The following is a 23,519-nucleotide window of genomic DNA, read 5'->3' as shown; positions in this document are numbered from 1 at the left end:
ACTCATGCCTTGGGATCTGGGGCGGTTCTGGAACACGCTCACCTACTATGAGGCCCTGCCTTGGGCTGAGGTGTGGCGTCGGGTTCAAAATGGGTTCCAGGCCGTGGAGGATGATTTTGTGCCACCTTCTCTTTCCGAGCCGGTCGCTATCCAGATAGGGGTGGTGGGGGAAGGTTTGCCTGACGGGTTGGCGGAGGCCCTGCGGCAGCAGGGCGTGGAGGTGAGCCATACGCCAGATTGGGCGACAGCAACCGTGATCCTAGGTTTGGAGGATCCACCAACGGCCAAGGCTTATCTGGAGCAATTGCGCAGCAGTGGGCAAACGGAGCGGATGCTGTTCGACTTTCGCCGGCCCAACCCAGATCTGAACCGGTTTTGGGGCATTTTGGACGATGTGGTCATGGGAGGGGTGAGCCAAAGCCAGTTGCAGTGGGGGGAGGGGCAGCTTCTGTTTACAGGGCAAGTTTCCACGGCCAACTTTGGGGGGTTTGTTTCCACGCGCACCCGCAATTGGCAGCCGCCGCTGGACTTGTCGGGGTTTGCCGGTCTGGAGCTGCGCCTGCGAGGGGATGGGCAGCGGTATAAGGTCTTACTGCGGGATCAAGGCGGCTGGGACAGCCCCGCCTACGGCTATGCGTTCGACACTGCGCCGGGAGAAGAGCAGACCGTTCAGATCCCTTTTGCGGAGATGGTTGCCACGTTCCGCGCCCGCCGGGTTTCTGCTCCCCCTCTCAATAGTCGCCAGATCTACTCGCTGCAACTGATGCTAAGCAAGTTCGAGGCCGATGGCCGCTTGAACCCCCGTTTCCGACCGGGGCCTTTTCAACTGGGCTTGCGCTGGATTGGGCTGTATCGTCGGGAGCCTCTGCCGCAATTGATCGGGGTGGCGCGGGGATCCCTTGCCCCGGAGTGGATAGCTGCCCTGCAGGGTAGCTCCAGCCGTTGGTGTGGGGTGGAGATTCCGGTAGAGACAGAGGGATCCGCTCTGGCAGCCCAGTTGCTCCGCCTCCTGCGCTCGCCTCAGAGCGTGGGCCGGGTGGTGTCTTCAGAAGCTTTCCATGCCTAGCTTTCTGGGCCGCCTCAAGGGATCCCTGGGGATGGGGCTTTTGGCCGGCCTGTGGCTGTGGGTAGGTCAGGGGATCCCCTATCTGTTCGACTGGGATGAGCTGATCTACGCCAGCTTGGCGCGGCAGATGCTGGCCAGCGGGGATCCGCTCTCGTTGGCGATCAACGGGGAGCCCTTTTTTGAAAAGCCGCCCCTGTTTTTTTGGCTGCAGGCCCTGTCCATGGCTGTTTTGGGGATGAACGAATGGGCGGCGCGGTTGCCCAATGCCTGGGTGGGCGGGATCACAGTGGCGCTGCTGGTGGGGTGGGGATCCTGTCTGGGCGGGATGGGGTTCGGCTGCCTATGGGGGATCTTGCTGCTGACGGGCTACCTGCCCTTGTTTTTTTACAAAACCGGTCTCATCGACCCGCTACTCAACCTGGGCATGGGTGTGGGGCTGGGATCCCTTTGGGCCGCCGAGGAGGCCTGGCGGGCCGGGTACTCTGGACGCAGGTGGAGAGCGGTGGGGGCGCTGGCCCTGGGCTTGGCAGTGTTGGCCAAAGGGCCGGTGGGGCTGGTGTTGCCCCTGGCTATCTGGATCCTCTACAAGCTCTGGCAACGGGATCCTCCCCTTCGATGGGGGGAGAGCCTGGTTTTCCTCAGCCTAGCTGTGGCTGTTCCCCTCACTTGGCTGGCGTTGGAGGGGGTGCAACGGGGGCCAGAATGGGTGGAAGAGTTTGGGCGCTACCAATGGCGCATCCTCACCAGCTCAGATGGGCATCCCGGCCCGGTTTATTTTCATCTGTTGGCCTTTGCCCTAGGGTGCTTTCCCTGGGGTTCTTTGGCTTTGGCCGAGATCCTGCAGCCCATCCCCAGGAGCGTGGGCTCGGTGGATTTGACTCGGCGGGCAGAATCTCTGCTGTTGGTGGCTTTTGGGGTGGTGCTGGCCCTGTTTTCGCTGCTGGTGCAAACCAAGCTGGTTCACTACACCTCGCTGCTGTACCCCATTGGGGCCTACTTTGCTGCCCTGCGCTTGCAGCGCCTGGTTGCTGAGAAAAGAGGGCCCAGTTTTTGGGAAAGTGCCTGGATCCTGCTCAGTGGCTTGTTTTGGCTGGCCCTGTGGCTGTTGCTGCCCTGGCTGGGATCCCAGGACCCCGCTGGGCTAGTCCAAGCATGGGTCTTTGCCGGCATCCCTGACGACTTTTCCAGCAGCTTGGTGCTGGGATACCTGCAGGCTGAGGTGGAGTGGCCGGTGTTGACCTACGTCCCCGCCGCGATCCTGCTGCTGGGAATTCTCCTTTGGAGTCGAGGACGGCGGCGGGCTTGGGGCTGGACAGTTTTGCTCTTGGCCACGGGACTGAGCGCCCAACTGGCCTGGTGCTGGGTCTTCCCCCGCCTGCTGCAACACACCCAGGGAGGAGCCGTCCACTTTTTCCGGCAGTTTGCCACTTCCGAAAACAACGCCCAGCCGGCTCTCTCTGGAACGGTGGGCCTGTACGGCTTTCGCTCTTTTGTACCCTATTTTTATGGCCCGCTGCAGGTTCCCTACGCCGCCAGCCCAGAAGAGCTGGCCGACTGGCAAGCCCAGGGGCAGGCGCCCGACTACCTGGTTACCTGGGATCCCTTTGTAGCTGAACTTACAGCTCCCGAGGGCGAACAGGCAGCCATTCTGGGATCTTGGCGGGTCGTCGAGCGCCGCAGTCCCTTTTGGCTGTTGAAAAAAACCTCTTCTCCTCCCTAGGCCCCAGATGAGCCAGTACGTGCTGCGCATCAGCGATATTCCTGCCCAAGATCGTCCCCGCGAGCGGCTGCTCAGCCAAGGGGCAAGGCACCTCTCCCACGCCGAGCTGCTGGCCATCTTGCTCAACACCGGCCAGGGGCCAGGCAAGCTCTCGGCAGTCGGCCTCGCCCAGTTGCTCCTGAAAAAATTGGAAGCCCAAGGGGATCCCTTGGCCCAGTTGCGCCAGGTGGAAGCCGGAGAGCTGATCCAGATCGAAGGCATTGGCCCGGCCAAGGCAGCCACAGTGTTGGCCGCCATCGAGCTGGGACGACGGGTGTTTTTGAGTCGTCCGCCAGACCGGACAGCCATTGAGTCGCCAGAACAAGCGGCTATGGCTCTGAGTGGTGACTTGATGTGGGAATCTCAAGAGCACTTTGCCGTCTTGCACTTGGATGTCAAGCACCGTCTGCTCAGCCAGCAGATTGTAACCCGGGGCACCGCCACCGAAACCCTGTCTCATCCGCGGGAGACTTTCCGCAGCGCCATCAAACAGGGGGCCAGTCGCATCCTGGTGGCCCACAACCACCCTTCCGGCAGCTTGGATCCCAGCCCAGAAGATCTTGCCCTTACCCGGCAACTCTTGCAGGCGGGGCAGCTGCTGCAGATCCCGGTCTTGGATCACCTTATCCTCGGCGGCGGACAGTTCCTCAGCTTGCGCCAACGCACCAACCTTTGGCAGGAGTTTCCCCAGCCGGAGTAGTCTTCACCCCCAGCCTTTCTCCCAGAGAGAGAGTAGAATCAAGGCAACGGACAGGTTCGCCGTCTTTGGGTTGGCCGCGCCCAAGGGATCCCTGTATGGCTCTCAAGCATCCGGGAGTGGCTCAAAACGCATCCCCACCTTGAGCTGGCCGCCATTGACCAGGTCCCAAGCGGACTGTTCTTTTTTGCCAGGCAGCTGCGCCCGCCGGATCAACAGGGATCCCTCTCCGGTGGCTACATAGACTCCTTCTCCCCTGGCCAATCCCACCACCTCGCCAGGGCTGCCTTGGGGGAGATCGCCAGGGGGTGGGTGCAACTGAGGAGAGGCAGAGCGGACAATTTTGATCCGCTGCCCCCTCAAACTGGTGAAACAGTCGGGAGAAAAGGCGCGGATTTGGTTGTGCAAGGCCTGGGCAGGGCGCTGCCAGTCGAGGTGAAAGTCTTGTTTTTTGAGCAAAGGGGCGTAGGTTGCCTGGGATCCGTCCTGAGGGATGGGGGTGAGTTCCCCTTTCTCCAATTTCAGGAGCGTTTCCACCAAGAGTTCTGCCCCCAGTTGAGCCAGTTGGGGTGCCAATTCTAGGCTGGTTTGCTCTGGCCCAATGGGTAGCTTGGCCTGGAGCAGGATGGCCCCCGTATCCATTCCCTCATCCATGAGCATCGTGGTTACGCCGGTCTCGGTTTCGCCGTTGGCAATAGCCCACTGGATGGGGGCAGCGCCACGATAGGCGGGCAGGAGGGATCCATGCACATTCACACAGCCCAGCTTGGGCATCTGCAACACCGTCAGGGGCAAGATCTGGCCGTAGGCCACCACCACAAACACATCGGCGGCCAGGGCCTGCAAAGCTGCCAGCACCTCTGCATCCCGCCGCAAGCGGACAGGCTGCCACACAGGGATCCCGTGGGCCTGGGCGAGAACCTTGGTAGGGGGGGGAAGCACCTTTTGTCCCCGTCCCTGGGGCCGATCCGGCTGGCAGACCAATCCCACCACTTCAAAGGGGGACTGCGGCTGCAACAGGATCTGCAGCGAAGGCAGGGCAAACTCTGGCGTGCCGAAAAAAACAACCCGCATGGCCAACCCCAACGAGCACTGTCCTTCAGAATACGCTCAGCCAGCGGCTGCAAACGCTCGGCTACTTACTATCTCCTCCGTCAACTGACACCCGGAGATTCAGTCTGGGAGGCAGGAGAAGGGGGTGGCGGCTTATCCAGCGGAGAGATTTCTCTCTCTGAGATGGGGGATCGCCCGGTCAAGGGCACCTGCGGGGCCTGCCAAAAGGCGGGCTGTTTGAGATCGAACTCCTGGCTCCAGGCCGGGAAAAAGGAGCCCAGTTTTTGCCCGGAAAGCCGCAGCCGTTGCAAAAAAGTCCATTCCAGACGGGTCAAGGCTCGCCGCAGAAAATCCTTAGCCCAAGCCGGATCCGGAGCTTCTGCCGCCTGCAAGTTCACCTGCAAGAGGCCCAGCTTGGGATGGAAATGAACCCGTGCTTGGATCCCTTCTGGACGCAACAGGTAATTCAGTACCTGCTGGATGGCTACCCCATCCCCCCGCTGAGCGCGATACAGAGGGCTGTTGGGGTTGGGCTGGGGCTGGTAGCGCCACTCGCAGTGCCATTCCGGGATCCCTTCATTGGCCAGAAAGCCAAACAGCTCCACCTGACGCTGCCTGTGGGTCAGCGCCATTTGCTCCAAGGCCGGCGAGAGGCTCTCCAGCAAAGCATTCGGCTCAGGCAAGGGATCCCCCTCTAGGCGCAGCAACAGGCGGTGGCCGGAAAGCCGCGCTTGTACCTGGAGATGGCCCAACCCCAAGGATCCCAGGGCTTTTTGCAGATCGGCCAAGATAGCGGGCAGAGGAGCCTGGACATCCAAAGAATCGCTCACCGACAAAAGATCTCCAACAAGCCCTAACCCAACCTAGCCAATTTCCTAGGTTGCTTGGATCCCTGGGATCGCCGGCCAAGATGGCCAGATCCATTCACCTCAGCTAGAAATCGCAGGAGCCCCGCACTGTACCCGTAGGGTCAGTGCCGGGAGGAATGCGAGGTTACAATAGAACCATGACCCAAGTCCTGACCGTCTCCTGCAAGCTCAAGGTAGCCCAGTCGCAAGCCGCCAAATTGGACGCGACTTTGGAGGCTTTTGGCCAAGCCTTGAATTGGGTCAACCAGAACACGCCGGAGAAGATCGTCAACGCGGTCAAGCTGCAATCCCTTTGCTACTACGAGATTCGAGCCCGGTTTGGCTTGTCCAGTAACTTGGCTCAACAGGTGTGCAGACGGGTAGCGGGTTCCCGCAAAGTGGCTAAGCAGAAAAAGCGTCCCGTCAAGGAGTTTAAGAGCGGCTTTGTTACCTACGACGCACGTATCTTTTCATTCCGCGAGAAAGACTGGACGGTGTCGCTGACCACGGTGGAAGGGAGAGAACGCTTTGAGCTAGCCATTGGTAACTACCAGAGGGGAATGCTGGCTGGCTCTAACCCCAAATCGGCCACCCTAGTCCAGCGGAAGGATGGCTCCTACTACATCCAGATTTGCGTAGAGAAAAAACCACCCAAGCAGCAAGATGCCGACAAGGTGATCGGGGTGGACTTGGGAAGGACAGATATTGCCCATACGTCAGAGGGGGACAACTGGAATGGACAGCAGTTGAACAGAGTCCGAGACCACTACTCCCGGTTGAGGGCGGTACTCCAACGCAAAGCCAGTAAGGGCACACGCAGTTCGCGGCGCAGATGCAGAGAACTGTTGCAACGGCTGTCTGGCAAGGAGAGACGCTTTCAAGCGTGGGTCAATCATCGCATCTCCAAAGCTATTGTCTCTAGGGCAAAGGTCACAAACAGCGCTATTGCTCTGGAAGACTTGACAGGGATACGGGAGCGTATCAACCAACAACCCCGCAGCAAAGCCGAGCGGCGCAGGGCCAACAGTTGGGCGTTCTACCAGCTGAGGCAGTTTCTGGGATACAAGACTCTGCGTGCAGGAGTTGCTTTGATTCTGGTGCCGCCTGCCTACACGTCGCAGACCTGTCACAAGTGTTTGCACATCCATCCCGACCCTGCGCAATCCTATCGCAGTGGCAAGTCGTTCAAGTGTGGGCACTGTGGATGGGAAGGGGATGCGGACTGGAATGGGGCCAACATGATTGCCAAACTTGGGGCTGTCGTAAACCAGCCTAGAGGTCCGTGGTTGGCTTGCCAACTGCAGGGCTACCGAAAGCCCGCCCCGTACTGCGAAGCAGTCAGGGTCGGGTAGTTTACTTGCTAGACCCCCAGGATCAGGCGAGCTGCAGCGAACTGAGTTAACCTCAGCAACGGCTACAGCCCATAGAAATCCGGCCCGGATCCCTCGTAGCTGGGGTTGACCCGCAAGTTTAAGTGGGGACAGATGATCTCGCAGGTGCGGCACTGGATGCAGTTTTCCAAAGACATGGCATGGGAGCGGATGCCATTTTGGTCGCGGATGTGGTGTACCTCGGCTGTGCAGTCGGCCACGCAGGGGGTGGGGCGATTCAGCTTGTCGTAGGTGGCGATGCACCGGCGGCAGGTTTCGGCGTCGAACTCCAGGATGTGACGGTTACCCTCGGGGTAGCGGGGATCCGCGAAAAAAACCGCATCGGGCCGCGAGAAATAGCCCGGTCGAGAGGCCAATTCCTGGGGAGCCAAGGTTGTGGGGGCCACAAAATCCGCTTGAATGGCAGCGTGGGGGGCCACATAGCCTCGCGGGGGTGGCTCGCTGGGGCTGACCCGCCCGGTGAGCAGGGTGTAGGCGCGCAGAGTTTCTCGTCCGCGGCGAACGGGATCCTGTAAACCCCAGCGCAGGGATCCCAGCCAGGGATGGCCGGCATCGACGCTGCGGCACACCTGAGGTAAGTATTCTTCCAGCAAGCGGGAGTTCTCCAGAAAAGCCTCGCGGAAGTAGCGACTGCGGTAGAGGTTTTGCCCCACCGCACTTTCCATCACCGCCCTTTGGTAGTCGGCCTGGATGCGCAGATCCCCTTTCAAGAAGCCATCGTGAATGAGGCCCGCCGCCAGATAGCCGGTTTCCATGGCATTATCCACCCCGGCCAAGCTGCCCACATCCAACACCCCCAGCGCATCCCCCAACAGCAGGGCTCCCTCAACGCCAAACCGGGTGGGCAGGCTGTGGTAGCCCCCTTCGGGAATCACGGCAGCCCCGTACTTGAGCAACTTGCCGCCGGCAATCAGGGACTGGATCCAGGGGTGAGCTTTGAACTCCTGCAGACGCTGCTGGGGGTTAAGGTTGGGGTTCTTGCTGTCTAGGCCGATGATCAGACCTAAGGCCAGGCGATTGTCTTTGAGGCCATAGACAAAGCCCCCGCTGAAGCTGCCATCCAAAACCGGGTAGCCCAAGGTATGCCACACCTGCCCCTGCAGGGACTGGGGGATCTGCCACACCTCTTTGACCCCCACCGACCACAATTGCGGGTTGGGGCGCAGTTGAAACTTCTCGATGAGATCTTTGGAAATGAAGCCTTTGTCGCCAAAGCAGGTGAGTTCGGCAAAGATACAGTCTTCGTACACTTGGCCGGAATCGCTTGCCCGTACCCCGATCACCCGCTCCCCCTCGTAGAGGATTTCATGGGCGGCAAAGCCGGGGAACACATCGAGGGTAACATTTGGGATCCCTTTGGCTTTTTCCTGCAGGGTTTCGGCCAGCCAACGGATGACGTGGCTGAGGGTGAGAATGAACTGCCCCTGCTTGCGAAATCCCGGCGGGATCACCGCTTCCGGCAGATCCCAGCGCTGTTGGGATCCCAGCACGCTCAAGTGATTGGCTTCCACCCGGCCTTCGTGGGGAAATCCTTGGCTTTCAAAATCGGGGAAGAGCTTGGCGATCACTTGGAGGTTGCAGATGGCGCCACTGACGATGTGACCGCCGAATTGGCGGGCTTTTTCCAAAATGGCGATGGAGATTCTTAGCCCGGATAGCTTGGCCAAATCCAAAAGGCGATGGGCCAAGATCAAGTTGGAGGAACTCCCCCCCACCAACAGAAGGTCGTAGCGGATGGCTTCACTCATCCTCTCCACGCGGTAGCTCCGGATACGCTGCCTGTATCTTAAAAAGGGGAGGGGAGAAAGAGGGCAAAACTTTAGACCTTCTCAAGCCTCTGGTGCGAGCCCCCAGCAAGATGATCGTCGTCGGCCTAATGTCGGGCACTTCGGTAGACGGGATCGATGTAGCCATCGTCCACCTGGAGGGTGACGATCCCCTACAGTGGGAGTTAATGCATTTCCAGACGATCCCCTATTCCCCAACGCTGCGGGCAGAGATTTTGCGGGCTGCGGATCCCAAAACCGGCACGGTAGATCACATCTGCACCTTGAACTTTCGCTTGGGTCGAGCTTTTGCGGCAGCGGCCTTGCAAGGGATCCAGGCGGCCCATCTTACCCCCCAACAGATCGATCTCATCGGCAGCCATGGCCAAACCCTTTGGCATAACCCCAGTGGGCCAGAAGCTTCGACTTTGCAAATCGGTGAAGCTGCGGTGATTGCCGAGCTGACCGGGATCCCGGTGGTGAGCAATTTTCGGGCGCGGGACATGGCAGCAGGAGGCCAAGGCGCACCTTTGGTAGCTTTTGTGGACTGGCTTCTGTTGAGGCATCCCCACCTTCATCGTGTGGCCCAGAACATCGGCGGTATTGCCAACCTTACCTATCTCCCCAGCCTCTACAGTGGGGGATCCCCCTTGGCTTTCGACACCGGCCCCGGCAATGTTTTGATTGATTTGGCGGTGATGCGGGCCAGTCAGGGACATCAAGCCTTTGATCGCGACGGAAAATGGGCTGCCCAAGGCCAAGTCCACTGGGAAAAAGTTGCAGAATGGATGCGGGATCCCTATTTTCAAAAGGCACCGCCCAAAACCACTGGTCGGGAGTATTTTGGATCCCTTTATTTGGAGCAAATTTGGACCCAATTTATATCTGCTCACGACTGTATTGCCACCCTCACGGGGTTCACAGCCTGCTCCATTGCCCAAGCCTATAGGGACTTTTTGCCCGCGACCCCAGATCAAGTTATTCTCAGCGGTGGCGGCACCCAAAACCCTGTTCTCATGCAACTGCTGCAGGAACAACTGCCGACCACAACCCTGTTGACTTCCGACCAAGTGGGGATCCCTTCTAAGGCCAAAGAGGCCCTTGCCTTCGCGGTATTGGCCTATAAAACCTGGCAAGGTAAGACCAACAATTTACCGGAAGCAACTGGGGCAAGACATGCTGCCATCTTGGGCCAAATCACACCCTCTTGTCGTAACCAGTCCTAACTCATCTGTATCGTTATCTCCAACAAGCTTGAGCCATTCCTCATACTCCCGAGGAAAGAGAAATGTCCGGAATTGCGGCGGAGCCTCTGCCGAATCCAGATCTCGCTAGGATGTCACGCAAGGCTGAGAAAAGCGATAAAGTTACCTTGCCAAGATCTATAAATCAAAAGCCCTAGTTCTTATGAAGGATCGTCCTCTGCCTCCACTTCTGCTGGCAATCATGATTTTTAATTTCTTCATTCTCTTTGGCTGTAGTGTTGTCCGGCATCACCTGTTTCAGTCTGGAGGATATGATCTTGGCATCTTCGACCAATCCATCTATCTAATCAGTCGGGGAGAGGTTCCGTTTTCGACCATTCGAGGGATCCACATCTTGGGAGACCACGCAGCCTTTATTCTCTATCCCATCAGCTTTTTGTACCGCATTGTCCCCTCGGTCTATTGGCTGTTTGGGCTCCAATCCCTGGCGTTAACCTTGGGAGCATTGGCTATTTATCACCTTGCACTTCAGGCCAAGGTCGATCCCAGCCAAGTGATGGTGATTGCCACAGCCTATCTTCTCTATCCGGCCATTTTTAACGCCAACCTTTTTGATTTTCATCCAGAGGTTTTGGCCGTTCCCCTTTTCTTGGCGTCTGTGCTCTGCATTCGCTCTGGAAAATTGTGGGGGTTCCTTCTCTGTTTGAGCGGCATCCTCGGCTGTAAAGCAGTGTTGTCTCTCAATGTTGTCGCCCTGGGAGCCTGGCTGTTGCTTTGGGAAAGAGGACGAATTCAAGAACGCTGGCAATGGCGCTGCCAAGTGGGCGGCTGGACGGCAATTGCGGCAGGATCGGCTTGGTTTGGGATAGCCACTTTTGGGATCATCCCTTACTTCAGCGGCAGCGAGCCGGCAGCCGTTTCTCATTACGACTATCTAGGGAATTCTGTTGCGGAAATTGTTCAAGGTTTAATCTTGAGACCGATGCCGGTTTTGAGCAAAGTCTTCTCTCTGGACACCCTGTTTTATGGATTTTTATTGGTTGCGCCTTTGGCTTGGGGTCTCTCTTGGCGGCATTGGGATCCCTGGATCCCTGCCCTGCCTACCCTGGGTTTGAATATACTCTCCAGCAACCCCGCCTATCGAGATCTGGTGCATCAGTACGCTTTGCCTATCGTTCCTTTCTTGTTCTTAGCTGTCATCGAGAATGTGAAAAATCACCTCTTCCAGAGCCATTTTATAAAAGATGGAAAACTGCCCCTGATCTGGTCTTCGCTGGCCTTTTTGGCCTTGGGGAAATACACCTTTTTCGGCTCGATTTATCTCAGCTCCCTGGACACTTGGCAGGCAACCCGACAGGCTCTTGCCCAGATCACCACCCAAGGGGGCGTCCTCACCACCCACGAGATCAGCCCTCACCTCACCCAGCGACCTGTAATCTACTTTACAGACGAGGGCCGCTTCAATGGATCCCCGCCCTCTCAGTGGGATCCCTTTGATTATGTGTTGCTCAACACCCGTCATCCGGGGTGGCGCAGCACTCCAGAGTTCTCCCGCATCCTGATCGAAGCTTTACAGAAGGAAACCCAGTTTCAGCTTCTGTACCATCAAGATGGGGTGTATTTGTTCTCTAGGTTACGAAAAGACCTCTAAGAATCGCATAAGAATCGCAATTCTAAGGACTGCAGACTACTTTATTGGCACTTGATCTAATTGACTTAATCTAATTGACTTAAACCAAGTCTTCTTCTCGTTGCAACAAATGATTAAGAAACTGCTGCTTCAATCTAAAGAAATTGTTTACACTTGCAAGGCTTAATCTGAGCTTAGTCTTCTCTTAACTTCAAGCCACTAACTTTGTAGTGCCTATCCTCATGCGCGAATAGAGTAGCGCAGGGGTTAGGTGCTGTTTTATAAGACTCGTCAAGTTTCTGAACAAAACTTGTCAAGACAAGAGGAGAAGTCAACATGAGTATCCATTCGCATGGCCCTAAGCTTCGTCCTGGGGACGAGCCTATGTGTAACCACTCTCCCAACCCCACTTTCAGCAGCATCCTGGAGAGCCGTTTGCAGCGGCGTCAAGTGTTGCAGGGGGGAATTGCTGCGGCGGTGGCCACCTTTTTTGGCTTGCCTGCGCTGAACAGTGCTTCCAAATCGGCAAAAGCCGCCAGTGGCAGTGCTTTGCTGGGCTTCAAGGCAATTCCTGTGAGCGCGGAAGACAAACTGGTGGTGCCCGAAGGCTACACTGCCCGACCGCTGCTGGCTTGGGGTACTCCCATCACCGGCACCTATCCACAGTTCAAGCTGGAAAACACCGGTGCCGAGCAGGGAATGCAGGTGGGCAGCCACCACGATGGCATGCACTTCTTCCCCATCGAAGGGAAGGATCCCTGGCAGGGCAGCTCCACCGAGGGTTTGCTGGTGTTTAACCACGAGTACGTTGAGCCTCGGTTTATGCATGCTGCGGCTGTGGGCCAGAAGCTGGATTCCGACCTGTATCCCACCAATCCTGACGGCACCCGCGATCCCGATCAGGTGCTGAAAGAGCTGAATGGCCACGGGGTGAGCATTGTCCACATCAAGCAGCAGGGAGATGGCAGTTGGGAAGTGGTGCGGGATCGCCTCAACCGCCGCATCACCGGTCTTACCCTCATGGAGATCCACGGCCCGGTGCGGGGATCCGACTTCGTGAAAACCAAGTTCAGCCCTGAAGGCACAATGACCCGGGGTACTTTGAACAACTGCGCCCACGGCGTCACTCCCTGGAATACCTACCTTACTTGTGAGGAGAACTGGGCGGGCTACTTCAGCAACACCAGCAAAGGCCCCGACCAAAAGCCCAACCTGCCCCGGGAGCACAAGCGCTACGGCGTAAGCACCGAGACTTCCCGCTACGGCTGGGAGCTGGCCAGCAACAAGGCAGACGAGTTCATCCGCTTCAATGCCACCCCCACCGCTGCGGATGCCACTCAAGACTACCGCAATGAGCCCAACACTTTTGGCTGGGTGGTGGAGATCGATCCCTTTGATCCCAGCAGCACTCCCAAGAAGCGCACCGCTCTGGGCCGCTTCGCCCACGAAGGCGTGGTGTTTCAGCCGCCGGTGGAAGGCCAGCCGATTGTGGCCTACATGGGGGATGATGCCCGCTTTGAGTACATCTACAAGTACGTCTCTGCCGAGCCCTACCGCAAGGAAACGGCGGGTGGACATCTGTTGGACAATGGCACCTTGTATGTGGCCAAGTTCAACGAAGATGGCACAGGGGAGTGGCTGCCGCTGGTGTTTGGGAAAAACGGTCTAACCCCGGAAAACGGCTTCACCAGCCAAGCAGATGTGTTGGTGAACACCCGCACGGCGGCAGATTTTGTCGGTGCTACTAAAATGGACCGGCCTGAGTGGGGAGCGGTGGATCCGCAAACCCGCATGGTCTACTTCACCCTGACCAACAACAGCCGTCGGGAACAAGACCAGGTGAACGCTGCCAACCCCCGTCCCAAAAACAAGTGGGGTCACATCATCCGTTGGAAGGAAGCCAACGACCGGCCTCAAGCCACCCGTTTCGAGTGGGATCTCTTTGTCTTGGCCGGGCCGCCGGAAGATAGCCGCAAGCTATCGGGCCAGCCCCTCAATGAAGACAACATCTTCAACTCTCCCGATGGGCTGTGGTTCGATGCCAGCCGTCGCCTCTGGATCCAGACCGACACCAGCGAAAGCAATCTCAACAAAGAGGAGTTTGCGCCTTTTGGCAACAACCAAATGTTGGCTGCCGATCCGGATACAGGGGAAATTCGCCGCTTTTTAACCGGGCCGATTGGGCAGGAGATCACCGGTGTGGTCACCACTCCCGATCAGCGCACCATGTTCATCAACGTGCAGCACCCAGGCGCCAGCACCAGCGAGGACGACTTTGCTGCCGGCAAGGTCGATTCCCGCTGGCCAGACTACGACCCCAATCTCTACCCCCGCTCGGCGGTGGTGGTGATCACCAAAAATGACGGCGGGATCATCGGTACCTAGTTGTCTCTGAGGCCGTCAGCCCATAAAACCCAGCGGCAGGGATCCCTTCTCTCTGCCGCTTTCTCGCACTCATAGTCGCTTCAGGTTAGGTTGAGACGCCAGGGCTACGAGGAATTAATCCCACAGGTTTAAATCCGTCACTGCCCCCAGGCTGCTGCTGGAGACCAGCTTGGCGTACTTGGCTAGGGTGCCCCGTTTGTAGCGAGGCTCAGGAGGAGACCAGCGGGCGCGGCGGCGGGCCAGCTCTTCTTCGCTCACATGCAAGTGCAACTGGCGAGCCGGGGCATCAATGGTGATGAGATCCCCTTCCTCCACCAGGGCAATCGTGCCCCCCACATAGGCTTCGGGAGCCACATGGCCCACTACCATGCCGTAGGTGCCGCCGGAGAAGCGGCCATCGGTGATCAGGCCAACGCTATCCCCCAAGCCGGCGCCGATGATGGCCGAAGTGGGCGAGAGCATCTCCCGCATGCCGGGGCCACCTTTGGGGCCTTCGTAGCGGATCACCACCACATCCCCTGCTCGGATCTGGCCGGAGAGGATGGCCTGCAGGCAGGACTCCTCTGAATCGAAGACCCGCGCCGGCCCGGTAATTTTCGGGTTCTTGACGCCGGTAATCTTGGCTACTGCTCCTTCGGGAGCCAGATTCCCCTTGAGGATGGCCAGATGCCCTTGGGGATACAGGGGGCTGTGCCAAGGGCGGATCACCTCCTGATCCGGGCTAGGCTCGTCCGGCACATCCCGCAGGACTTCGACGATGGTCTGGCCGGAGATGGTGAGGCAGTCCCCGTGCAGCAGGCCGTGGTTGAGCAGCATTTTCATCACCTGGGGGATCCCGCCGGCCCGGTGCAGGTCGGTGGCCACAAACCGCCCTGAAGGCTTGAGATCGCAGAGGACAGGCACGCGAGCACGAATGGTCTCGAAATCATCTAGCGTCAGGGGCACTTCTGCCGCATGGGCAATGGCCAGAAAGTGGAGCACGGCGTTGGTGGATCCCCCTACGGCCATGATCACCGAGATGGCATTTTCAATGCTTTTACGGGTGATGATGTCGCGGGGGCGGAGGTTGGCTTTGATGGCCTCTGCCAAGACCTTGGCCGATTGGGCGGCACTTTCGGCTTTCTCTTCGTCTTCTGCAGCCATGGTGGAGGAGTAGGGCAGACTCATCCCCATAGCCTCAAACGCGCTGGACATGGTGTTGGCCGTGTACATGCCGCCGCAGGATCCGGCACCGGGACAGGCATGGCGCTCCACCGCCAGCAGCTCTTCCTCGGAGATGCGCCCGGCGCTGAACTCCCCTACGGCTTCAAAGGCGCTGACGATGGTGAGGTCGCGGCCATTGTAGTGACCCGGCTTGATGGTGCCGCCGTAGACGAAGATGGAGGGCACATTGAGGCGGGCCATGGCGATCATCGCCCCCGGCATATTCTTGTCGCAGCCGCCGATGGCCAAGAGGCCATCCATGCTCTGGCCGTTGACCACCGTCTCGATGGAATCGGCAATTACTTCCCGCGACACCAGCGAGTATTTCATCCCCTCCGTGCCCATGGAAATGCCATCGCTGATGGTGATGGTGCCGAACACCTGGGGCATACAGCCCGCTGCCTTCAGAGCCGCCTCCGCCCGCTCCGCCAGAGTTTGGATCCCCATGTTGCAGGGGGTGATGGTGCTGTGGGCGTTGGCAATGCCGACAATGGGCTTGCCGAAGTCTTCGTCGCGAAAGCCTACGGCCCTGAGCATGGCGCGGTTGGGGGAGCGCTGTACTCCCTGGGTAACCACTTGGCTGCGCAGCGGGAAAGGGGAATTGGCCATCATTGCAAGAGGGAATCGAGAGGAAGTGGGCAAGGAAGAAAACGGCTAGAACTCATCCTACCGCCTCTCTTCGGGGGAACACTAGCTCTGCCGGCAAGAGGGATCCAAACCAAATCTGAAGCAACTCTGTAAGTTGTCTGCACCTGCGCCAGGAATCGGCCAGCCTACCTAGTAGAAGGGATCCCAGGTTCCAATCGCCCTGGCAAGACCGAGTCCTTGCACTCCGGGTCAAGACGCAGGGGTCGGGGATCCCTTGTATGGGTGTTTTTCTTTCGTGTTGGCGAAGCCTCGTATGGTTCTCAGCTCTCCTCTCCCCTCGCCTGCAGTGCCCAGCAGTGCCGACCGCGTTAGCGGGACGGAGTCCTCACGGGAGATGTTGCGGGATGTGCTCACCCTCTCCCGTCATGTTTTACAGCAGTTTGGCAGTTTTACGGCAGAGGCCCAAGACTTCAGCGCCCTGATGAACCGCATTGCCCTGGCCGGCAAGATGATCGCCCGGCGGCTGAGTCAGGCAGGACTGATCGAAGGGGCGCTGGGGGTTACCGGCAGCCTCAATGTCCAAGGGGAAGAACAGCAACAGATGGATGACTATGCCAACCGGGCCTTCATTCGCGCTTTGGAGCAAACGGGCCTGGTGTGTCGGCTGGTCTCGGAAGAGATGAAAACCCCGGCTCGCCTGCCGGAAAACTGCTCCCTCAGCCGCTTGGCCCTGATGATCGATCCCCTGGATGGATCCTCCAACATTGACGCCAACCTCAGCGTCGGCTCTATCTTCTCCGTCCTTCACCCTCTTGAGGATCGCCCGGAAGCGGACAACCAAGACCTGCTGCAACCGGGCCGTCGCCAACTGGCTGCAGGATATATTCTCTACGGCCCCAGCACCCAATTGGTCTATTCCGTCGGCAAGGGGGTACACGGTTTTACGTTGGATCCCAGCTTGGGGGAATTTATCCTCTCCCGCAGCGACATCCGCATTCCTGAACGCGGCTCCGTCTACAGCCTCAACGAGGGCTATTTTTGCCGGTGGAGCGAAGGGATCCAGAACTATGTCCGGTATGTTCACCGCCGCGATGGCTACATCTCCCGTTACAGCGGCGCTCTGGTGGCGGATTTTCACCGCATTCTCCTGCAGGGCGGAGTTTACCTCTATCCCGGCACCCAGAAAAAACCGGAGGGCAAGCTGCGCCTGATGTACGAGGCCAACCCCCTGGCTTTTCTGGCCGAGCAGGCGGGCGGGGCGGCCACCACTGGCACCGAGGCCATCCTAGACATCGTCCCCCAATCTCTCCACCAACGGGTGCCCCTTATCATCGGCAGCCGCGAGAACGTGGAAGAAGTGCTGCGCTGCCTAGAGGGTTCTCTGGTGCCCTAGGTTCTTCCCAATCCTTCTCTTTGAGCCAAGCTGGCCTATGGTAACCCTGGCAGAAAACCCCCTTCGCGTTGGTCTCAACCAAGAACGCACCCCGGATCCCTGCATTGTGGTGCAGTTTGGCGCTTCTGGGGATCTGGCGGCCCGCAAGCTGCTCCCGGCCTACTACCGGCTGTTTGGGCAGCGGCGGCTGCCGCCGGAGTTTACTTTGGTGGGGGTGGCCCGCCGCGATTGGACTCACGAGGTTTATCGGGAAAAGATGCGGGCTGCCGTGCAGGAGTTTGCCCCCCAGGACTTGGGGCCGGAGGCCCTCTGGCAGGACTTCGCCAGCCGCCTGTTCTATTGCCGCCTCGATATCGGAGATGCTGAGAGCTATCTGCGCCTAAAGCAGCTGCTCAGCCAGCTGGACGAAGAGCGGGGCACCCGCGGCAACCGAGTGTTCTATCTGGCGGTGGCGCCGGACTTCTATGCCCAGGCCATCCAACAGCTGGGGGCAGCCGGTATGGTGGCCGATCCGACCAAAACGCGGGTGGTGATCGAAAAGCCCTTTGGCCACGACCTCACCTCGGCCCAGGAACTCAACCGCCTTGTGCAGCGAATTTGCCAGGAAGAGCAGATCTACCGCATTGATCACTACTTGGGCAAAGAGACGGTGCAAAACCTGCTGGTCTTCCGCTTTGCCAACGCCATTTTCGAGCCTCTCTGGAACCGCAACTACATCGACCATGTGCAGATCACCGTGGCGGAGACGGTGGGGGTGGAGGATCGGGCCGGCTACTACGACACTGCCGGCGCCCTGCGAGACATGGTGCAAAACCACCTAATGCAGATCTATTGCCTGACGGCCATGGAGCCACCTGTCTCACTGCGCAGCGATGGGGTGCGCAACGAAAAGACCAAGGTGCTGCAGGCCACCCGCCTAGCGGATCCCCGCAATGTGGCAGCCGCAGCGGTGCGGGCGCAGTACGGCCCTGGCTGGATTGCCGGCAAGCCGGTGCTGGGCTATCGGCAGGAGCCCAATGTCAATCCCCAGTCCAAAACCCCCACCTACGTAGCCCTGAAACTGGAATGTGACACCTGGCGGTGGAAGGGAGTGCCCTTTTACCTGCGCACTGGGAAACGCCTGCCCAAGAAGGTTTCGGAGGTGGCCATTCACTTTAAGCAGGTGCCCCTTTCCCTGTTCCAATCGGCGGCTCGGGAGGTGAGCCCCAATATCCTGGTGCTGCGTATCCAACCCAATGAGGGTATCTCGTTGCGCTTTGAGGCCAAGATGCCGGGGCCAGAGATCCGCACTCGCTCGGTGGATATGGATTTCCGCTATGGGACGGCTTTTGGAGCGAGTACACCGGATGCTTATGATCGCCTGCTCCTGGATTGTCTGTTGGGAGATCCAACGCTGTTTACCCGTGCCGATGAGGTTGAAGCGGCCTGGCGGGTGGTGACGCCGGTGTTATCGGCCTGGGAGTCTGAGCCCGGCAGCGGCAATGGCGGCAGTGCTGCACCGCCTCTGTTCACCTATGAGGCCGGCACTTGGGGGCCAAAGGCTGCCGAAGATCTGCTCACCCAATCGGGGCGGCGGTGGCGGCGCCTCTGATTTGGCTGCTCTCGGCTGGTAAACCATGGTCTATCCACCTCTGTGTAAGCCGGGGCACCCTCAGCAACAGGCAGAAGAGCATGAGCAGCTCAAGAGCCCTTTCAAATGGCCGCTGCAGAAGAGAACACCAAGACGTAGGGATCCCCGGCTGTTGCAGCTAACATGGGCATGGCCTGTTTATTGCGTGGGTATCATGCCGCCACTGTTGTTCCGGTTATCCGTCCGGCCCTGGCGAGCCTTGTCGGTGGGCCTGGCAGTTGTGTTGGGGATGGGAGGGTGGAGCTCTGCCCAGGCCCAGGTGTTGCTGCACGTCCCTCTGCCCAATGGGGGCTTGATGCAGGCCCAAGCGCTACAACTGGCCACCGACTCGCTGCGGCTGGCCCAGTTTGGTCAAACGGAAGAAGCGCTGCGCCGCCTGCAACTGGCCGTGGCCATGGTGCCCAACTCCTCAGAGCTGCTCTATGTTTTGGGCAACGTCCACCTAGAACTGGGGGACTTGGAGCAGGCGATTGCCTCGTTGCAGAAGGCCCGCGCCCTGTCTCCTCAAGATGGGGCTGTTCTCTACTCGCTGGGATCGGCTTATTTGCGGCAGGGCAGCTACTTTGCCGCTGCTGAAACCCTGGAACGAGCTGTGGCCCTGCAACCGGATAACCCCAACGCTCGCTTCCAACTGGGCAATGCCTACCTCATGCTGGATCGGTGGGATGCGGCCCGGCAGGAATATGAGAAGACCTTGCAGTTGGATCCCGCCTACTGGCCGGCCATGAACAACATGGGCTTGGTGGACTATGAGCAGGGGGATCTCGACGCCGCCATCGATCGCTGGGAACGCACGATAGAGATGAACAATGCCGTAGCAGAGCCCTATTTGGCCCTGGCGACTGCCCTCTACATTCGGGGAGAAACCGAACGGGCTGAGGAACTGGGGGCAAAGGCCATGCGCTTGGATCCCAACTATGCCCGCCTGCAGGTGTTGCGGGAGAACCTGTGGCGAGAAAACCTGCTGCGAGATGTGCAGATCCTCCTGCGCACCCGCCCTGTTGCAGAAGCTCTGCAGCAAGCCGCCATCGAGCAGTTCAACCGGCGGATGGGCCTCTCAGAATAGATTCAGGATAGATTTAGGAATTGACAGTGGGAAGTTCTGCAGGGGATCCCTTGAGAACTCGTGCCTGAAACTTGGCCCGAATCCGCTCGGCAATCCCGGCACTGTTCAAGCCTAGTTCTGCCAAGGATTCCTCGGGGGTGGCGTGCTCCACCCACACATCCGGCACCCCCAAGCGCAACAAGGGCACTGCCAGGTCGGCGTCGAGCAGGGCTTCGGCCACTGCCGAGCCAAACCCACCCATGAGGCAACCTTCTTCCACCGTCACCACCAAGCGGCTCTGTTCGGCCAAAGGCAGGATCAGCTCAGTATCCAAAGGCTTGGCGAAGCGGGCATTGACCACCGTGGCTGAGATGCCGTGTTCTTTCAAGATCTCCGCCGCCTGCAGGCTGGGATGCACCATCGACCCATAGGCCAGGATCAGCACCTCACCGCCGCTGCGCAACACCTCGGCTTTGCCGATGGGCAGGGGTTCCCATCCCTCTTCTGCCAGAGGCACCCCCACGCCAGATCCGCGCGGGTAACGCATGGCGATGGGGCCCTGGGTGTACTGGATCCCGGTCACCACCATGCGCTGTAGCTCCGCTTCATCTTTGGGAGCCATTAGCACCATTTCCGGAATGCAGCGCAGATAGGCGATGTCGTACATGCCTTGGTGGGTGGGGCCATCGGCTCCCACAACTCCCGCCCGATCCAAGCAAAAGAAGACCGGCAACTTTTGGATACAGACATCGTGGATGATCTGGTCGTAGGCCCGCTGCAAGAAGGTGGAATAAATGGCCACCACTGGCCGCATTCCCTCACAGGCCATGCCAGCCGCCAACGTTACAGCGTGCTGCTCGGCGATCCCCACATCCACAAACTGATCCGGCAGCTTTTCCTTGAGCTTATCCAGGCCAGTGCCCGTATCCATAGCGGCGGTGATGCCGATGATGCGGGGATCCCGCTCGGCCAGCTTGCAGAGGGCATGGCCAAAGACCTTGCTGTAGCTGGGGGGCTTGGGCTTGGTGGGCGGGTAGGGCTTGCCGGTGGCCAGGTCGAAGCGGGATTGGGCATGATACCCCACCTGTTCCGCTTCGGCAGGCGGGTAGCCCTTGCCTTTGACGGTAGCTACATGCACCAGTACCGGGCCGGAGATGCCGTGGGCCAACTCAAAGGCATCCAACAACTCCGCCAGGTTGTGCCCGTCCACCGGCCCCACGTAGGTAAAGCCCAGCTCCTCAAAGATAATGCCGGCTTTGTTGTTTTGCACAGCGGTAACCAGCTTCACCGTTTCCTTGAGGCGGTCAATTTCTGGGCTGAGGCTGGATCCCAGCAGGGGGAGATTCTTCAGTTGCTCTTCCAGGCTATCGGCCAAAAACTGCACCGGCGGGCTGAGGCGCAGGCGGTTTAAATAGCGAGGGATCGCTCCCACGTTGGGGGAAATGGACATGCCGTTGTCGTTGAGCACCACCATCAGGTTGGTCTTGGGCAGGTGCCCGGCGTGGTTGATGGCTTCGTAGGCCATGCCTCCGGTTAGGGCACCATCCCCAATGATGGCCACCACCTTGAAGTTGTCTCCCCGCCGATCCCGAGCGATGGCCATGCCCAAAGCTGCCGAGATGCTGGTGGAAGCGTGCCCCGCCCCAAAGTGATCGAAGCGGCTCTCGCTGCGCTTCAGGTAGCCGGAAATCCCCCCCTTCTGGCGCAATGTGTGGAAATTGTGGTACCTGCCGGTGAGCATTTTGTGGGCATAAGCCTGGTGCCCCACATCCCAGATCACCTTGTCTCGATCCAGATCGAGGGTCTTGTAGAGGGCCAAGGTCAGCTCCACCACCCCCAGCCCTGGCCCCAGATGACAGCCGACCGGGGAATTGGCAGCCGTCTGCAGATGTTTGTCGCGAATCTGGCGGGCTAGGCTGCGCAACTGGCTCAGGTTCAGGTTTCGGAGCTGGTTGGGATGAGTGATGTCACTCAGGTGCATAATGGACTCGTCCTTCCGGTGTGATCTCACTCTAATTCATTTTCAGGAGGGGTTTTGTAACCCTCCCTCTCAAAACTTCAAGGAATGCAGGGATCCCCTCAATGCTGGGCCAAGGGCAGTGAGATCTTGAAAGGGGCACGCCAAGGAGCTTATTCAAGGGTTAGCCTCGCGTAAGGCCCTCGGTTGCTCCGGAGTTAAGGGCTAGGGCCCACTGCCGCGATGGTTTCTTCCTTTTTGTTAGCCATGAAAATCGCCGCCAACATCACCCAGCTCATCGGTCGCACCCCGCTGGTGCGGTTGAATCGGATCCCGCAATCGGAGGGGTGCCTGGCCGAGATCGTGGTGAAATTGGAGAGCTTTAACCCTGCCGCTTCGGTGAAAGACCGCATTGCCGTCAGCATGATCGAGGCTGCCGAACAGGCCGGTTTGATCACCCCCGGCAAGACCATCTTGGTGGAGCCCACCTCTGGCAATACCGGCATTGGCCTGGCCATGGCCGCTGCTGCCAAGGGTTACCGGCTCATCATCGTCATGCCTGAGAGCATGAGCCTGGAGCGGCGACTGCTGTTGAAAGCCTACGGAGCAGAGGTGCACCTGGCCAGTAGCGCCGGCGGCATGGGGGAAGCCATCTGGAAGGCTGAAGAGATCGTCCGCCGCACTCCCAACGCTTACATGTTGGGCCAGTTCACCAATCCCGCCAACCCCCGGATCCATGCCAGAACCACCGGCCCGGAAATTTGGGAAGATACCGATGGTCAAGTGGATATCCTGGTGGCAGGGGTAGGTACCGGCGGCACCATCACGGGGGCGGGCGAGTTTTTGAAGGGGAAAAACCCAGCCATTCGACTGGTGGCCGTTGAACCCAAGGCCAGTGCCGTCTTGAGTGGTGGACGGCCCGGCTTTCATCGCATTGAAGGGATCGGAGCGGGATTCGTGCCTGATGTGCTGCGGCGCGACCTGCTGGATGAGGTGATCCCAGTGGAAGATGAAGAGAGCATGGTCTACAGCCGGCGCCTGGCCAAAGAAGAAGGGATCCTCTCCGGCATTTCCACTGGGGCTGCCTTGGCGGGAGCCATCCAGGTGGGGCGGCGACCGGAAAACGCTGGCAAGCGGATTGTAATGATCCAGCCTAGTTTTGGGGAACGCTACCTGAGCACACCTCTTTTTCGCGACTTGGAGCGGGATTCCGATTCGAGATGACGATGATGCTGAGACTGCTGCCCTACAGGTCGCCCTGGCCCAGAGGGCGAGCTAGCATGGGTGAGAGTGACGTGGCGGAACGGCAGACGCGCTAGACTTAGGATCTAGTGCCGCAAGGCGTAAGGGTTCAAGTCCCTTCGTCCGCATGAGAATCCCCTACTTCCCCAGCCCTTTTCCCCCAAGAGGGCAGAAGTTCCCCCGGTCAACAGCAATGCTGACTGCCTTACGGTCGCTCGCCAGCAAGCCTAGGAGAGCCAAGGTGACAAAGCAAGCTCTCCCGCCGGCTAAAAGCAGACAGGGACACATCTCCCAGGCTAGAAGGCTTCTCGGTCCGCCTGCAGAGAAACGGGACTGGGTTGCTGCCACGAAAACCTTGGCTCTAGGCCGGAAAGATCACCTGCAGAATTTGCTCGGGGGCAATCGACTCCACCTTCCCATCGGCCCCCTTGACCGCCCGAAACGGCCCCTCTGAAGGCAGCAGCCGCAGCGGGTCGGTGGGCCCAAACAACGCCACCAGCGGCGTCTGCACCGCCACCGCCAAATGCATGGGAGCGCTATCGGCGCACAACAGCAGCGTTGCCCCACCAATCAAGGCCGCCAGCTGCCCCAGCCGGACAGGACGGCTCACCGGCAGCTCCGGCAGTTGCGCCAGAAAGCCCTCCGCCAGCTGCTCATCCTC

Annotated in this window: 17 protein-coding genes; 11 read left to right on the top strand and 6 right to left on the bottom strand. The window is 59.2% G+C overall.

All coding sequences use genetic code 11. The annotated features are described in order from the left end of the window. Positions 1-4 precede the first annotated feature (4 nt). The 3 genes from ACVWXZ_RS05515 to radC are packed head-to-tail and all read left to right on the top strand — an operon-like array spanning position 5 to position 3,525. Positions 5-1,066, top strand: a complete 1,062-nt coding sequence (locus ACVWXZ_RS05515; RefSeq protein WP_457482260.1) for a CIA30 family protein — start codon at positions 5-7, stop codon at positions 1,064-1,066. Continuing rightward, complete coding sequence (locus ACVWXZ_RS05510) at positions 1,059-2,786, top strand: ArnT family glycosyltransferase (RefSeq protein ID WP_457403939.1); 1,728 nt, start codon at positions 1,059-1,061, stop codon at positions 2,784-2,786. Before ACVWXZ_RS05515 ends, ACVWXZ_RS05510 begins: the two co-directional genes overlap by 8 nt. 7 nt (positions 2,787-2,793) lie before the next feature. Beyond that, positions 2,794-3,525, top strand: a complete 732-nt coding sequence (gene radC / locus ACVWXZ_RS05505) for a RadC family protein (RefSeq protein WP_414355461.1) — start codon at positions 2,794-2,796, stop codon at positions 3,523-3,525. Positions 3,526-3,627: 102 nt separating this feature from the next. On the opposite strand, the gene fmt is transcribed toward radC, so the two are convergent. Both fmt and ACVWXZ_RS05495 read right to left on the bottom strand, forming a co-directional pair. After that, positions 3,628-4,596, bottom strand: a complete 969-nt coding sequence (gene fmt, locus ACVWXZ_RS05500; RefSeq protein WP_457482259.1) for a methionyl-tRNA formyltransferase — start codon at positions 4,594-4,596, stop codon at positions 3,628-3,630. 80 nt (positions 4,597-4,676) lie between these two features. Then, positions 4,677-5,405 (bottom strand): hypothetical protein, encoded by a 729-nt coding sequence (locus ACVWXZ_RS05495; RefSeq protein ID WP_457482258.1) that lies wholly within the window; start codon positions 5,403-5,405, stop codon positions 4,677-4,679. A 176-nt stretch (positions 5,406-5,581) separates the two neighbouring features. Here ACVWXZ_RS05495 and ACVWXZ_RS05490 point away from each other — a divergent pair, with 176 nt between their 5' ends. Next, a complete protein-coding gene (locus ACVWXZ_RS05490; RefSeq protein ID WP_457482257.1) occupies positions 5,582-6,775 on the top strand; it encodes an RNA-guided endonuclease InsQ/TnpB family protein in 1,194 nt (397 codons plus the stop codon). Between the two features lie 62 nt (positions 6,776-6,837). Here ACVWXZ_RS05490 and ACVWXZ_RS05485 read toward each other — a convergent pair whose 3' ends face one another. After that, positions 6,838-8,562 (bottom strand): electron transfer flavoprotein, encoded by a 1,725-nt coding sequence (locus ACVWXZ_RS05485; protein WP_457482256.1) that lies wholly within the window; start codon positions 8,560-8,562, stop codon positions 6,838-6,840. A 110-nt stretch (positions 8,563-8,672) separates the two neighbouring features. Between ACVWXZ_RS05485 and ACVWXZ_RS05480 the strand changes: the two genes are divergently transcribed. The 3 genes from ACVWXZ_RS05480 (at position 8,673) to ACVWXZ_RS05470 (ending at position 13,800) form a co-directional block, all read left to right on the top strand. Next, positions 8,673-9,806, top strand: coding sequence for an anhydro-N-acetylmuramic acid kinase (locus ACVWXZ_RS05480; protein ID WP_457482255.1), 1,134 nt, complete (start codon positions 8,673-8,675; stop codon positions 9,804-9,806). A 181-nt stretch (positions 9,807-9,987) separates the two neighbouring features. Beyond that, complete coding sequence (locus ACVWXZ_RS05475; RefSeq protein WP_457482254.1) at positions 9,988-11,436, top strand: DUF2079 domain-containing protein; 1,449 nt, start codon at positions 9,988-9,990, stop codon at positions 11,434-11,436. 315 nt (positions 11,437-11,751) lie between these two features. Beyond that, positions 11,752-13,800, top strand: a complete 2,049-nt coding sequence (locus ACVWXZ_RS05470) for a PhoX family protein (protein ID WP_457403949.1) — start codon at positions 11,752-11,754, stop codon at positions 13,798-13,800. 114 nt (positions 13,801-13,914) lie between these two features. Here ACVWXZ_RS05470 and ilvD read toward each other — a convergent pair whose 3' ends face one another. After that, positions 13,915-15,612, bottom strand: a complete 1,698-nt coding sequence (gene ilvD, locus ACVWXZ_RS05465; protein WP_457482253.1) for a dihydroxy-acid dehydratase — start codon at positions 15,610-15,612, stop codon at positions 13,915-13,917. A gap of 373 nt (positions 15,613-15,985) precedes the next feature. On the opposite strand from ilvD, the gene fbp reads away from it, so the two are divergent. The 3 genes from fbp to ACVWXZ_RS05450 all read left to right on the top strand — a co-directional run bounded on the left by fbp (position 15,986) and on the right by ACVWXZ_RS05450 (position 19,680). Beyond that, the gene (fbp, locus tag ACVWXZ_RS05460; protein WP_457482272.1) at positions 15,986-16,984 is read left to right on the top strand and encodes a class 1 fructose-bisphosphatase; all 999 of its coding nucleotides are present in this window, start codon (positions 15,986-15,988) and stop codon (positions 16,982-16,984) included. Between the two features lie 37 nt (positions 16,985-17,021). Beyond that, positions 17,022-18,575, top strand: a complete 1,554-nt coding sequence (gene zwf / locus ACVWXZ_RS05455; protein WP_414408986.1) for a glucose-6-phosphate dehydrogenase — start codon at positions 17,022-17,024, stop codon at positions 18,573-18,575. A 193-nt stretch (positions 18,576-18,768) separates the two neighbouring features. Further along, positions 18,769-19,680: a tetratricopeptide repeat protein gene (locus tag ACVWXZ_RS05450; protein ID WP_041436622.1), complete on the top strand. Its 912-nt coding sequence runs from the start codon at positions 18,769-18,771 to the stop codon at positions 19,678-19,680. 13 nt (positions 19,681-19,693) lie between these two features. Here the strand turns inward: ACVWXZ_RS05450 and dxs are convergent, their stop codons facing one another. Next, positions 19,694-21,640 carry a 1-deoxy-D-xylulose-5-phosphate synthase gene (gene dxs / locus ACVWXZ_RS05445; protein WP_011433570.1) on the bottom strand — a complete coding sequence of 649 codons (1,947 nt, stop codon included), beginning with the start codon at positions 21,638-21,640 and terminating at the stop codon, positions 19,694-19,696. Between the two features lie 243 nt (positions 21,641-21,883). Here dxs and cysK point away from each other — a divergent pair, with 243 nt between their 5' ends. Next, a complete protein-coding gene (gene cysK / locus ACVWXZ_RS05440; RefSeq protein WP_011433569.1) occupies positions 21,884-22,840 on the top strand; it encodes a cysteine synthase A in 957 nt (318 codons plus the stop codon). Between the two features lie 379 nt (positions 22,841-23,219). Here the strand turns inward: cysK and ACVWXZ_RS05435 are convergent. After that, on the bottom strand, positions 23,220-23,519 hold a 300-nt coding region (locus ACVWXZ_RS05435), incomplete at its 5' end, for a glycosyltransferase family 9 protein (RefSeq protein ID WP_457439513.1).

The sequence above is a fragment of the Thermostichus sp. MS-CIW-38 genome, assembly GCF_054058415.1.
Note: the sequence above shows the minus strand (reverse complement) of the source record. Positions and strands in the feature narration are given on the sequence as shown.